The 12,728-nt window shown below is 62.7% G+C and carries 12 protein-coding genes; 8 read left to right on the top strand and 4 right to left on the bottom strand.

Annotated elements, in window-relative coordinates; translation table 11 throughout:
* Positions 1-20: 20 nt before the first annotated feature.
* Positions 21-1,214, top strand: a complete 1,194-nt coding sequence (locus tag C4S68_RS16620; RefSeq protein WP_103934234.1) for a glycoside hydrolase family 27 protein — start codon at positions 21-23, stop codon at positions 1,212-1,214.
* A 66-nt stretch (positions 1,215-1,280) separates the two neighbouring features.
* Here the strand turns inward: C4S68_RS16620 and C4S68_RS16615 are convergent, their stop codons facing one another.
* A complete protein-coding gene (locus tag C4S68_RS16615) occupies positions 1,281-1,874 on the bottom strand; it encodes an HD domain-containing protein (RefSeq protein WP_103934233.1) in 594 nt (197 codons plus the stop codon).
* 306 nt (positions 1,875-2,180) lie between these two features.
* Between C4S68_RS16615 and C4S68_RS16610 the strand changes: the two genes are divergently transcribed.
* The 5 genes from C4S68_RS16610 to C4S68_RS16590 all read left to right on the top strand — a co-directional run bounded on the left by C4S68_RS16610 (position 2,181) and on the right by C4S68_RS16590 (position 6,440).
* Positions 2,181-2,792: a helix-turn-helix domain-containing protein gene (locus C4S68_RS16610; protein ID WP_235011662.1), complete on the top strand. Its 612-nt coding sequence runs from the start codon at positions 2,181-2,183 to the stop codon at positions 2,790-2,792.
* 210 nt (positions 2,793-3,002) lie between these two features.
* The gene (gene uppS / locus C4S68_RS16605; protein ID WP_103934491.1) at positions 3,003-3,917 is read left to right on the top strand and encodes a polyprenyl diphosphate synthase; all 915 of its coding nucleotides are present in this window, start codon (positions 3,003-3,005) and stop codon (positions 3,915-3,917) included.
* A gap of 132 nt (positions 3,918-4,049) precedes the next feature.
* Positions 4,050-4,424, top strand: coding sequence for a hypothetical protein (locus C4S68_RS16600; RefSeq protein ID WP_146072192.1), 375 nt, complete (start codon positions 4,050-4,052; stop codon positions 4,422-4,424).
* A gap of 173 nt (positions 4,425-4,597) precedes the next feature.
* A complete protein-coding gene (locus C4S68_RS16595) occupies positions 4,598-5,512 on the top strand; it encodes a hypothetical protein (RefSeq protein ID WP_146072191.1) in 915 nt (304 codons plus the stop codon).
* 82 nt (positions 5,513-5,594) lie between these two features.
* Entirely contained in the window at positions 5,595-6,440 is an 846-nt protein-coding gene (locus C4S68_RS16590) for a phosphatidate cytidylyltransferase (protein ID WP_103934230.1), read from the top strand.
* Between the two features lie 50 nt (positions 6,441-6,490).
* On the opposite strand, the gene C4S68_RS16585 is transcribed toward C4S68_RS16590, so the two are convergent.
* The gene (locus C4S68_RS16585; protein ID WP_235011661.1) at positions 6,491-7,471 is read right to left on the bottom strand and encodes a carboxypeptidase-like regulatory domain-containing protein; all 981 of its coding nucleotides are present in this window, start codon (positions 7,469-7,471) and stop codon (positions 6,491-6,493) included.
* A gap of 182 nt (positions 7,472-7,653) precedes the next feature.
* On the opposite strand from C4S68_RS16585, the gene dxr reads away from it, so the two are divergent.
* Both dxr and rseP read left to right on the top strand, forming a co-directional pair.
* The gene (gene dxr, locus C4S68_RS16580) at positions 7,654-8,823 is read left to right on the top strand and encodes a 1-deoxy-D-xylulose-5-phosphate reductoisomerase (RefSeq protein WP_103934228.1); all 1,170 of its coding nucleotides are present in this window, start codon (positions 7,654-7,656) and stop codon (positions 8,821-8,823) included.
* A 143-nt stretch (positions 8,824-8,966) separates the two neighbouring features.
* Positions 8,967-10,325, top strand: a complete 1,359-nt coding sequence (rseP, locus tag C4S68_RS16575; RefSeq protein ID WP_103934227.1) for an RIP metalloprotease RseP — start codon at positions 8,967-8,969, stop codon at positions 10,323-10,325.
* A gap of 74 nt (positions 10,326-10,399) precedes the next feature.
* On the opposite strand, the gene C4S68_RS16570 is transcribed toward rseP, so the two are convergent.
* Together C4S68_RS16570 and C4S68_RS16565 are read right to left on the bottom strand one after the other, a co-directional pair.
* Entirely contained in the window at positions 10,400-11,806 is a 1,407-nt protein-coding gene (locus C4S68_RS16570; RefSeq protein WP_103934226.1) for an L-fucose/L-arabinose isomerase family protein, read from the bottom strand.
* A gap of 22 nt (positions 11,807-11,828) precedes the next feature.
* The gene (locus tag C4S68_RS16565; protein WP_200821579.1) at positions 11,829-12,701 is read right to left on the bottom strand and encodes a D-ribose ABC transporter substrate-binding protein; all 873 of its coding nucleotides are present in this window, start codon (positions 12,699-12,701) and stop codon (positions 11,829-11,831) included.
* Between the last annotated feature and the right edge of the window lie 27 nt (positions 12,702-12,728).

Raw genomic sequence — 12,728 nt, 5'->3', positions numbered from 1 at the left:
TCATAGGGAGAAGAGAGAGGATGCCTTTGAAGACTTTGCTGCTGATCACCGCATCACTTGCGATTGCCGGTTCGACGAGCCCGAACCTGCGGGCACAAGGTCCCGCGCCCACGCCACCGATGGGATGGAACAGCTGGAACCACTTTGCAGGCAAGGTAACGGATGCCGATGTGCGATCGGCCGCGGATGCGATGGTCTCAAGCGGCATGCGCGATGCCGGCTACGTGTACGTGAACGTCGATGACACCTGGGAAGGCACACGGGATGCGCAGGGAGTGATCCACTCCAACGACAAGTTCCCGGACATGAAGGCGCTGGGCGATTACATCCATTCGAAGGGGTTGAAGTTCGGCATCTACTCTTCCCCGGGGCCGAAGACCTGCGCAGGCTATGAGGCGAGCTACGGTCACGAGGAGCAGGACGCGAAGACCTACGCAAGCTGGGGTGTCGACTACTTGAAGTACGATCTGTGTAGCTTTGGCGGCATCATGAAGAAGGCCGATGACGCCAACGGCGGCGGCACAGCAGCTGGTTACAAGCTGATGATCGCGGCCTACAAGAAGATGGGCGATGCGCTGAAGGCTACGGGCCGTCCGATCGTCTACAGCCTCTGCCAATATGGCGTGGATGACGTGTGGGTGTGGGGCCCGAGCGTAGGAGCGCAGCTGTGGCGGACCACCGATGACATCAACGACAGTTACGGCCGCATGATCACCATCGGGCTTGGTCAGTCGGGCCTGAATTCCTACGCCGGTCACGGACACTGGAACGATCCCGACATGCTGGAGGTGGGCAACGGCAAGATGACCACCGACGAGTACAAGACGCACATGAGCCTTTGGGCGCTCCTGGCGGCTCCTCTGCTGGCGGGCAACGACCTCAGCAAGATGAGTGACACGGACAAGTCGATCCTGATGAACCGCGAGGTGATCGCGATCGACCAGGACAAGCTCGGCGTGCAGGCGAAGCAGGTATATCAGCACGGCGACTTCAGCGCGTGGGCCAAGCCGCTATCTGGAGGCCGCGTGGCAGTTGGGCTCATCAACACATCATGGTCGGTGCGCGATCTCAGCGTCGCGCTGAAGGAGCTGGGGCTGACGGGCAGCGTGAAGGCGCATGACGTATGGGCAGGCAAGGACCTGGGTACGGTCACCGGCACACTGAGCGCGCGCATCCCGAAGCACGGGGTTGCACTGTTTGTGCTCACTAAGTAGCAGACGCACCACCAGCAAGACCCGGGTCCGGAAAATCCGGACCCGGGGCACCCGTCCTGGCGATATTCAGAGGCCCAGCTCGTCTGCGTGCGTCTGCATGGCAGCGAGGCAGTTTGCGATGTGGTCCTCAATCGGGATGCCGAGGAGGCCGGCGCCGCGGGTAATGTCTTCGCGCTTCACCGCGCGGGCGAAGGCCTTGTCCTTCATCTTCTTCTTCACGCCTGCGACTTCGACGTCGGCGATCTTCTTCGTCGGCTTCACCAGAGCACAAGCCGTCAGGAAGCCGGCGAGTTCGTCGCAGGCAAACAGCGAGCAATCGAGATGCGACATGGGCTCGACGCCGGAGTAATCGGCGTGGGCGAGGATGGCGTGGAGCATCTCCTCCGGCCAGCCGTGCTCGCGAAGGTAGGCGACTCCAACGAAGGGATGCTCCTCGGGCGTGGGGTGGCGGTCGTAGTCAAAGTCGTGCAGCAGGCCGGTGGCGCGGTAGAGCTCCGCCATGGCGCAGGCCTGTTCCGGGATCAACCCCAGCACCTCTGCCTGACGCACGCCGTAGCTTTCGGTGCAACGGGCTACCGCCAGCCCATGCTTCACCAGCGACTCGCTCGAGGTCCATTCCCGCAGCAGGGCCTCCGCTGCGGCTGCTGATACCTGGGTCATACTTCCCTCCACCGGTTTTCGATTCGATCATCATCGCAGGTGATGGGATTCCGTCAAAAGGGATCAGATCGAGTCGCGCGTTTCGAAACACCGGTTACAAGTCTCCCGAGCTGGGATTGGGATCTGCTGCCCCGCTGTTAACTCGCTTGGTTCGGAATCCCACGTTTGTGGAGAAATTGGCAGGGATCAGGCTGGGCACTCTTGACTCTCTCGGCACCGGGTGTCAATCTAAGCACATCTCTCGCCTCCGTTATCGGACGTGAGAGTACGGCGCCTTGCTCTGGCAGCCGTCCGCAACACACAATTATGGCAACGAGCATGGTGCCTGTCGGCTCCGCTTCGCCCCTTACGGCGATGCACGAGCAAGAGGTGGCTTCGCCCGAGACCGCGAACCAGTCGGCCGGTCAGCGTGAGGTTCTGCGCTGCGACCACTGCAAGCTGGTCCAATACCGCACCGCGGCCTGCGTTTGCAGACGGTGCAAGAAGTCACTCCTCCCTGAACAACCCAAGGTTGCCGCAGTCGCCCTCCAGGTGGTCGCTGAGCCTGTTCCCCATCAGGATGCGGGTCCGCATGTGGCCAGCGCTGTCCGCGACCTGCGCCGGGTGCGCAATCTGTCGCAGCGGCAGCTCGCCGGGCGCATGAATGTGCCGCGTACCTACATCTCGAAGATCGAGAACGGCAAGGCGATGCCAACGCTGAGCTCACTGGACCGCCTGGCGCGTGCGCTGCAGGTGGATATCAGCGCCCTGCTTCGGGACGCTCCGACACGTCACCAGGATGAAGCTGCGGTGCTTCTCAGCGATCCGTTCCTGGCTGAGCTGTCGAAGTACTCATCCAAGCTGAACTCGACGCAGAAGTCGATCTTCCTCAACCACGTGCGCGAGCTCGCGCAGAGCCGCAGCCGGAAGCTGGCCTAACCCGCCGGGCTTCGGCCGCGCAGCACCCGCACCTCGACCTCCGGCGTCGCTGTGTCTCCTTTTCCCGCATGCAGTTCGTGCAGGGTAAGGAGATGCGGCGACGCCTCTCCGTTTGTGGCGAAATCAGGCAGCACCTACGCGCAGAGATCACTTCCCGGGTATTCCCTCGCAGCGGCTCCATCCTGTACCCTCTTGGGTAGCGAGCCCACCGTGTCGACCCCCCAGCATTCCCGCGTCTTCGAACGCTCGAACCGAGTTCATGAGCTCTCGGCCGAGGAGCGTGTGGTCTATGACCAGCTCGACCCTGCGCGCATCCCGCAGCATGTCTCGATCATCATGGACGGCAACGGCCGCTGGGCCGGCAAGCGGGCGCTGAAGCGATTCCTGGGACACCAACAAGGCGCGGAGAGTGTGCAGTTTGTGGTCGAGACGGCGTCGCGGATCAATCTTCCGTGGCTTACGCTGTATGCCTTCTCGCTGGAGAATAACCTCCGCCGCCCCAAGACGGAGGTCAGCTTCCTGATGAAGCTCCTGCGCAACTACCTGGTCTCGAACGTGAAGCGGATGAACGATAACAACATCCGCATGGCCTACATTGGCCGCACCCATGAGCTGCCTCCGGATGTGCAGGAGACGATGCGCTGGGCCGAGGACCAGACGGCGAAGAACACGGGGACGACGCTGACCCTGGCGCTGAACTACGGTTCGCGATCGGAGATTGTGGACTCGGCACGGACGCTAGTTCACCGCATGATCGCCGAAGCGCATCAGCGCGGCATCTCTCTGGAGGATATGCTGGCGGCCGAAGGCGTCGACGATGCCATCAAGAACCGCATCGATGAACCCCAGGTGGGTTCCGCCCTGTATACGGCGCACATGCCGGACCCGGATCTGGTCGTACGGACCTCGGGCGAGCAGCGTATCTCGAACTTTCTGCTGTGGCAGATCGCCTACGCGGAGATCTTCGTAACCGATCGCCTGTGGCCGGACTTCCGCGGGCTTCACCTGCTGGAGGCTATCGCCGACTACCAGTGCCGCGAGCGGCGCTTTGGTGGGCTGGGTGAATCGACCGATGAGGACCTGAGCGGCGTCCTGCCGACCGAAGCCGAGTTGGCGCGAGGGTAGATTCGCGCGCGGGCTCCTGCTGCCCAGCCGTTGAAGAAAAACTTCCGTTCGGCGCATCCTTTTTTGATGCCACGCGTTCTATCTTGCATATCGGTAGACATGTCCTTCGTCACCGTCAGCTGGGATCGGACCATGAGCACGCATCGCGGATCCTTGAACACGCAAAGACGTTTCCTCTTCCTTTACGTTGCGCTTCTGTGCGCGGCGGTCTTCTGCCAGCACTCCGCGCATGCGGCCATCACGGCGAGCCAACCCTTCCGGGCGACACCCTGCCGGGTAAAGGTCGCTGCCGATGCACCTTCCGCACAACAGCGGTTGCGGACCCAGGTGCGGCGGGCGACTTGCCCTGGCCGGGCAGCAGCTTCGGAGTTCTGGGCGGCGACCACTCCTACGGGAAACCTCCGTCTGGCTGGCACCTCCGCCAGCGACTTGCAACGGCACACGGCCCTGGCGAGGCTCTGCGCGGAGATTCCGCCGCAGCTTCGGCCTTATAGCCTTCGCGTCTAGTTCGCTTCTCCCTCACAACTATCCCTTCAAAATCTTCGCAGTTCGCTCCCTTGCAACGTTGCGTCCTGTAGCGGCGTAGTGCTGCGCCTTCCGCCCCGCGTTGTTCTGCGCGCTGGAGGATCTGTGCGAACTTCGAACGCCTCAGCGCAGGATCGCGTTTTGGGAGTCGTGACATGAAGCATTTTTTGCAGCACCTCGTCGTGTTTTCAATGGCCTTCTCGGCCTCAGTGATTGTTCTTTCCCAACCAGCCGTGGCGCAGGATGCTGCAGCCATGGCAGCACAGCAGGCGGCGCAGCAGGCGAACCAACAAGCCATGCAGGCCGCGCAACAGGCCAACCAGCAGGCCATGGACGACGCTCAGCGAGCGTCACAGCAGGCGATGCAGGACGGCATGAACGCATCGCAGAACGCGGGTGGGCCAATGATTCCGCCGCGGAGACGGCCCACGGTGCCGGTGACGCCGAAGGGGCCTGTGCCACAGCAGATCGCCGCGGCGCATACCGTGTTTCTCAGCAACCTGGGCTCCGCTCCGAATGCTCCTGCGGATATGAACGACGCCTACGAACAGTTCTCCCAGGCGCTGGCCGCCTGGGGGCATTACACGCTGGTCGACACCCCGGGACAGGCGAACCTGATCTTCGAGCTTCGCGAGATCGCTCCGCTGACCGACGTAAGCGGATACCGGGGGGACGTCGCGTCCTACGCGACACCGGCGTTCGAGTTGCACATTCGCGACGAGAAGACCGGGGTGGTGTTGTGGACGGTGATTTCGCCGATTGAGGACTTCGGCAAGCGGTCCGAGCGCAGTCACTGGTACGAGCTGGCGATCTCGAACCTGGTGAGCCGGGTGAAGGTGGTGACGGCTACTCCGCTGAATCCACAGGAGATCGTCGACCTGACGGCCATGCCAACGACCCACGACGCGCGGAATGTGCTGATCCTGACCGGCGTGGCTGTGGGAGCTGCTGCGACAGCTGGCATCCTGCTGCACCACGCCTTCGAGAACAGCGTCGCCAACCAGCAACAGCAGCAGGACAGCTTCTGCCTTGCTCACGGGATTCCGCTGAGTGAGTGCGCGGGAGGGTAAGTCGCCGTCGGGCGGGCCGTCGTGGGCAGTCGCCGCGACGGCCCGGGCCGGGCGCGGTTAGCGTGTATTCTCGGTGAGAACCATGAAGCGCATCCTCACCGCAATCGTTTTGATCAGTTTTGTCCTGGCGCTCGTCTACTTCGACAAGCCGTGGACCATCGCACTCGTTGCAGCGGCGATCGCGATGCTCTCGGCGCTGGAGTACCGCAAGTTCGCCGAGGCCGGCGGCTGCCCGCTGCCGTTGTGGTGGGTGACCTTCGCCATTGCTGCGTTCTTCTTTGCGACGTTCTACCGGCCGAAGGACATGATTACGATCATCTCGTTCGTGACGCTGGTGTTGTTCTCCGTCTCGGCGCTGAAGACCAAGCTGGAGTGCGTGCTGTGGGAGACCGCAGCGGGCCTGTTGATGCTGGTGTACATCGCGTATCCCCTGACGTTGCTGCCCCAGATCCTGAACGAAGAGAACGGCACGGCGCTGCTGATCTTCCTGTTCCTATGCGTGTGGTCGGGCGACACGGCAGCGATGTACGTCGGTAAGCACTTTGGGAAGCACAAGTTCGCCCCGAGACTCTCGCCCAATAAGACATGGGAGGGTGCCGCGGCCTCGGTCGTGGCCTCGTGCGTCTTCGGGATGGCGATGGTGCTGGGTGGCGATTGGCTGACGGCAACGGGATCGAGCTTCACCCGGCTGCATACGAGCGAGCCCTGGTGGGCATACCTCCTGCTGGCCGTCGCGCTGAACGCTGCGGCGCAGTTCGGAGACCTGCTGGAGTCGGCACTGAAGCGCGGAGCGGGGATCAAGGACTCGGGCACCATACTCCCGGGGCATGGCGGCATTCTGGACCGCATCGACGCGCTGCTGGTTGCGGCGCCGGTGCTTTGGCTGGTGCTGGTGGTGAAGCAGGCGATCTCGCCCGGCAGCTTTTAGACCGCTCTGCTTCCGAAAGAACCTGAGATTCCCCGGCGCGAGTTGAGCCGCTACGGCTTCGAGGCACCCGCGGTCAACCTCCGCAGAAGGAACTCCTGCGCGAGGGTGCTGGCGATTCGGCCCGCGGTGGTGATGGCAGCGGTGCTGAAGACGAGTCCGACGCCACGGTTTGACTGCGGATAGTACAGATTCTCCAGGGCTGCCGCGCCCAGATCGCCACCGACGCTGGAGTAGTTGAACTGGGTCTTGCCGTTGTCTCCGGGGCAAAGGAAGGGAGCCAGCATGGCATGGCGGATCCGCGAGCGCCTGGTTCCGGTGCCCTGGTAGAAGTAGCGCGGGTCCTGGTGCAGCAAGGAAGGCAGGACGGCTCCGCCGATCATGACGTCGGAGAACGCTCCGGCGTACTGCGCTCCGAAACGCTGGCCGTAACCTTTGAGGCCCTGCTGGTATGCCGGTGTATCGGAGGCCTGGTCGATGGCGGCGATGAAGAGTGACCCCGCGATGGTGACGGCGTCGGTAGCGGAGCGGAAGGCAAGCTGGTACTTCAGCCGGGCGGACAAAGGCTGGGGGTTCCGGTCGTAGACGACCATGAAGTTCGGCACGATCCCCAGCACGCGCTGGTGCTCTTCCGCATGGACCTCCTGCAGGGCTATCTCCTCGGATGTTGCTGCAGTCACAGCTGTTACGACGGCGGCCACCTGCAGCTGCACTTCCTTCAGGTAGAGGTATTGCCCCGGTTGCTGCAAGGTGACGGTGGACGTCCAATCGGCGAAGCCCGTTTCGCCAATCGAGATCTGATAAGCGACCAACGGCTTCAGTCCTTCGACGACAAAGAAGCCTTCGCCATCGCTCTCCGCTGTCAGCCTGTCAGCTGCATTTGGGCCGGTGACGACGACCTTCGCGCCAGGAATCAGCTCTCCATCGGCGTCGGTGATGACCCCTGCGACCTTGCCGGTCTGCGGCTGGGGTGCTTCCACCTGCTGGCCGAACACTGTGCCTGCCTGGAGGAGAACGACGGAACAGAAGAACAAGGAGCAGAGTGTCAATTTGGCGGTCCGCGTCGCGCGGCGATTCCAAGGCATCCCGTTGTGACGCAGGCGACGCGATTAAGACACATAAACTTCCGGTTACGGAAACCTGCGCTGCAGGGCGGCTGCTGGCTGAGAACCGGTCGGCGGCGCATCCGGGAGCCTGTATCTGCGAAAATGTTGAGGTGAAGAAGATTGCCCTGCTCGGCTCGACCGGTTCGATCGGTCAGAGCACCTTAAGCCTCTGCGAGTCGCACCCTGATCTGTTTCATCCCGTTGCCCTGGCTGCGGGTTCCAACATCGACGAAGCCGTGGCGCAGTGCGTACGCTGGCGGCCGAAGGTCGCTTCGATCGCGACGGAAGAGCTTGCCGACCAGCTCGAGACGCGCCTCAAGGCGTCGGGTGTAACGGGCGTCGAGGTGGTCTACGGTACGGCCGGGACCGTTCGCGTCGCGACGCTGCCGGAGGCGGATTTTGTCGTCTCGGCGATCGTCGGCGTGGCGGGGCTCGAAGCCACCTATGCAGCAGTGCTTTCGGGCAAGAGCGTCGGTCTCGCGAATAAGGAGTGCCTGGTTGCGGCGGGTGACCTGATCCTGGCGGCGGCTCGCGAACACAACACGCCGCTGCTGCCCATCGACTCTGAGCACAATGCGATCCACCAGTGCCTGCGCGCCGGTGCAGCGAACGAGGTGAAGCAGATCTGGCTGACGGCTTCGGGCGGCCCGTTCCGCAACACGCCGCTGGCGGAGTTTGCGCACATCACCCCGGCACAGGCGCTGAAGCACCCAACGTGGGTGATGGGGCGTCGGATCACGGTCGATTCGGCCACGATGCTGAACAAAGGGCTGGAGATCATTGAGGCGTGCCGGTTGTTCAACCTTCCTCCCGAGCGGGTGAAGGTGACGGTGCATCCGCAGTCTACGATCCACTCGCTCGTCGAGTACATCGATGGGTCCATCCTGGCGCAGATCTCGGTGACCGACATGCGGCTGCCGATCCTCTACGCCATGGCGTGGCCGGAGCGCGTGGCCAGCGACCTGACCTTCGACATGACAGCGCTGAAGCAGCTGGACTTCCAGGAGCCGGACTTCGAGCGCTTTCCATGCCTGCGCCTGGCGTATGAGGCGGCCGGAGCCTCGCAGAATCATTGCATTGCGCTCAACGCCGCGGATGAGATTGCAGTCGAAGCGTTCCTTGGCGGGAAGCTGTCTTTCCAGGGCATTGCCCGTACAATCGAGGCTGTGCTCGCGCTTACACCGACGGGGTCCCCGGCGTCGATCGCGGAGGTGCTCGCATCCGACGTGCGGGCTCGTCAGCGGGCATCCGAGGCCATTGCTACAGGTGCCGCCGGCTGAACGCGAACGACTTACCGAGCATGGCATAAGGATCTAACGCGTCACACCAGAACAAGGCATAAGGATCTAACGCGTCACACCAGAACTTAGCGCAGCACACCAGAACTTCAGACGACCACCCGCGAGACTTAACACACACTTTCATGAACATTGCCCACCTCCCCGCAATCATCCTTGAGTTCGTCTTTGTGCTTGGCATCATGGTGCTGGTGCACGAGTTCGGCCACTTCGCTGCCGCCAAGCTCTGCGGCGTGCGTGTGGAGGTCTTCTCGATCGGCTTCGGTCCCCGGCTCTTCGGGGTGAAGTATGGCGACACCGACTACCGCATCGCCGCTCTGCCGCTGGGCGGCTACGTGAAGATGGCCGGCGAGTACGGTGGCTCGGCAGTGAACGCCGCTCCGGATGAGTTCCCTGCCAAGCCGCGCTGGCAGCGCATGATCATCGGCGTCGCGGGACCGCTGGCGAACTTCATCCTCGCCTTCATCCTGATGGCTGCGCTCTCGCACTACCACCACGAGGTCGACAAGTATCTGAGCGGGCCTGCGGTGGTCGATTACGTGCCCGCGAACACGCCGGCGGCCAGTCTCGGCATGGGCTCCGGAGATACGATCCTGAGCTTTAACGGCAAGGCGAATCCCACGTGGGAGAAGATCTCCGTGGAGTGCGCACTGCACATGCACCAATCGCTGCCCATCACCTTCAGCCACCAGGGCCAGGTGCAGACCGGCATGCTGGATCTCGCATCGGCACACATGGACAACCCAAGTGACCCGCTCAGTTTGTTTACCGCGCTGGGCTTCCAGCCGCGGGAACAGGATGCGCCGATCAAGGTGGTGACGGTGAGCTCGGACACCCCGGCGTTTCGCGCAGGCCTGCAGAGCGGTGATGAACTGATTCGCGTGGACGCATACTCGCCGCACTCGGTGCAGGCGATGCAAGCGTACCTGCGTGATCGCGGCGGCGCTCCCGTGACGCTGCTGGTTCGCCGCAACGCACAGATGCTGAACCTGAGCGCGACGCCAGAGAAGCTGGCAGCATGCGGCGGCAAGAACTACTGCTTCGGCTTCCAGCCGGCGGCGACGCCGGTGACGGTGGAGAAGCTGCCGTGGGGCGCGGCGCTCGGCGAAGCCTACGAGAGCAACGTGGATGATTCGACGATGGTGGTGCGCGTGCTGAAGGGCATGTTCACGCGCCAGGTTTCGGCGAAGCAGCTGATGGGGCCTGTCGGCATCGCGCAACAGATCGACATTGCGACGCAGCTTGGCCCGTGGACGCTGGTCCGCTTCATGGCGACGATCTCCATCCAGCTGGGCGCATTCAACCTGCTGCCCTTTCCTCCACTTGATGGCGCGATGATCGTCTTCCTGATGGTGGAGAGCCTGATGCAGCGCGACGTGAACGAGGCGCTGAAGGAGCGCATCTACCAGGTCGCGTTCGTTTGCCTGATCGTCTTCGCGTGCTTCGTGTTCTTCAACGACATCACGCGCCTCCGCGGACACTAGAACGCGGGGATCGCAAGAGACGCAACGGCCCGCAGACGAGTCTGCGGGCCGTTGCTGTTGGGGCTTGGGTAAGACTACTCCGCGCCGTGATGGTAGACATCCCAGCCCATGTAGGTGTCGAGCGCCTCGGCTACGGCTGGAGCCACATGGCCCCTGGTCATCGCGGCATGATGTTCGAAGCCGTTGCGGCACACGACGTGCATCAACTTCTGCAAGCCTGGGACATTGACGACAGCCCGTGTACCGAAGGTGTCGAGCGGCTGATCGGTGAACTGGCCCTGTCCAACGTAGGCCCGGATCTTGCCTGCCACATCATCCGTGCTGAGTCGACCAAAGGTGACGGGACCCGCCGGTGTGCGGCCCTCGAGCGCACCCACGGTGTTCTCTTCCCCAAGCACTGTGCCCAGGATCGGTGCGGTGCCGATGCGGATGTCGGGCAGGAAGTCCTTCGCCCAGTTGCCGCAGTGAAAGAAGACGCAGGTATCGCGATCCTTGCCGTAGTTGTTGTTCCAGTCCACGAGAGCACTGGGAGTCTGCGAGGCAAGCTGCAGAGCGTACATCGACACGACGCCAGCGACGTCGACCTCGCATGCTGAAGGCAGCATCTGCTCGCTCATCATGCTCATGACGGTGCAGACGTTTACGCCATAGTTCTTCTGCATCGAGCTCCAGCACTGGATTGCCGTAGCGGTGATGCCAAGCTCCCGCATCCAGTCGTCGACGACAATGGCGAACTTCGCCATGCGCTTGAGGGATTCGTCGGGAGCCTTCGATGAATCCGCATAGCTCTTGATCTTGTCGATCTGCTGCTTCACGCGTGCGTCGCTGTCGGCGATTCCGGCAGCGTTGCCGAAGACCTCGGAGAGATCGATCGTGTTGACCGTGATGCCCGCGGCTTCGAAAAGCTTCTCGCTGTAGCGCGTGGTGTTGAAAGCATTCGGACGAGCGCCGACGGCACCAAGCCGCACGCGACGCAAACCGCGTGAGACCTTGCAGGTCCCCACGAAGCGGACCATGTCGGCGCGGAACTCTGGGGAGCCGATGGCACAGGTATGGTCGGTCGTAAGGGAGTACTTGATGCCGTACTGGCGAAGGTTGTTGCAGGCTGAGATCTTGCCGCAGAAGGCATCGCGACGCCGCTCGAGGCCGAAGGCGTCGAGGTCATCCGGGCAAGCCTGCACCAACACAGGCACGTTGAGTTCGCTGAGACGCAAGGAGTCGGCGACTCCCTTCTCGTCGCCAAAGTTGGGCAGGCAGACAAGCACGCCTTCGATGCGATCACGATTGCGGCGGAAGAGCTCGCCGCACTTCATCGCATCGGACCACGTCTCGACGGCGCCAAGCTTCGTCTCGTCGATGAGCCATACGGGCTCGATCTCCAGCGCAGCGAAGAGAGCGGAGAGCTCGCGACGTGCCTCGCCGATCAGTGAGTCAGGAAAGAAGTTGCGGTTGCCAAGAATTACGCCCAGTGTGGTTGCCATCGTTGTTCCTCGCAAGTGGTGCCTATCGGATTTTTTCAAAGTCCACGAACTCGTCGACGTTCGAGGGCGTGACCAGGTCGCATGGAATAATCTGCCGTTCGGGCTTCCCCGTGGTTCCGGTCTTGAGATAGCGGTCGAGCTCGTCGACGGCCATACGGGAGATGATGGCAGCAGGCTGCAGCGTCGTCGCGCTCAGTTGCGCGGACTTTATCGCCGCGAGTGCATCGGGGGATCCATCGAAGCCCGTGATCACAGCGACGGGACGGCCCGAGGACCGCGCCGCAGCCACGGCGCCGAGCGCCATGGTGTCATTGCCTGCGATGATTCCCTTGATTGTTGCGTGGGACTGCAGGATGACCTCCGTCTTATCAAAGGCCTCGGACTGGGACCAGTCTGCTGACTGTGCCGCCACTCGGTGCAGCTGCTTATCACCATCGAGCACCGCGTGAAATCCCCTGGTGCGGACCTGCGCATTCGTATCGCTCTCCTTGCCGAGCAGCTCCGCATAATCCCCACCAGCAGCGCCCATGCGTCGAACGAACTCAGCAGCGACGATACGTGCTCCCTGGTCGTTGTCTGCAATGATCTGCGCCTTAGCGATTCCGGTCGCGGCGATGTCACGGTCGATGAGGAAGCAGGCGATGCCGGCGCGAGTCGCACGACGCACGGCTGAGATCGATGCGTCTGTTCCCGCGTTATCGAGCACGATGGCCTTCGCTCCGGAGGCAATCGCTGCATCGATGAGATTGTCCTGGAGGTAGGCGTCATCACCGTGTGAGTCGATCCGCACGCGGTAGCCCAGGGCACGCGCACGCACTGCGGCGGCGTCTGCTTCAGCCTTGAAGAAGGGGTTGTCCTGCGAAGGGACGATGATCGCGATAAGCGGAGGACGCACGCCGCGATCGCAACTTTGAAGGAGTGG

This window comes from Bryocella elongata (assembly GCF_900108185.1).
Classification (GTDB): domain Bacteria; phylum Acidobacteriota; class Terriglobia; order Terriglobales; family Acidobacteriaceae; genus Granulicella; species Granulicella elongata.
This window is presented reverse-complemented; position numbering and strand designations above follow the sequence as displayed.